The organism is Streptomyces sp. SID3212 (assembly GCF_009865405.1).
Taxonomy (GTDB): domain Bacteria; phylum Actinomycetota; class Actinomycetes; order Streptomycetales; family Streptomycetaceae; genus Streptomyces.
In genome coordinates this window covers 1-334 of the sequence record NZ_WWJY01000783.1, presented here as the reverse complement: position 1 = coordinate 334, position 334 = coordinate 1, and the positions used below count along the sequence as shown (strand labels likewise).

Below are 334 nucleotides of genomic sequence, written 5' to 3'. Positions count from 1 at the left end.
CGCCGCCGCCCCGGGGCCGGACGCGGCGGGCGCCGGTGTGGACCCGGCGGAAGCCGAGGAAGCGCTGTGGGCCGCCGCCGAGGCACGGAACGGCCGGGATGGGGCCGCCGCCCCGGATCGCGACGCGGACGCCGACGAGGAGGCCCTGTGGGCCGCCGCCGAGGCGCGGAGCAAGGGGGCCGGGGCCGTCACGGGTGCCGTGCCCGCCTCCGCCGCGATCGACGCGTTGAGCGAGGCCCTCAACCGGCTGAACGCCGAGGACGCCGCCGCTGCCGCCGCCGCGGAGGAGGCCCTCTGGGCCGCCGCGGAAGCGCGGAGCGCCGCGAGCGGCCAC

The 334-nt window shown here is 82.0% G+C and carries 1 pseudogene; it reads left to right on the top strand.

From position 1 onward, the window contains the following. A pseudogene (locus GT042_RS23335) lies at positions 1-334 on the top strand (hypothetical protein); the annotation flags it as partial.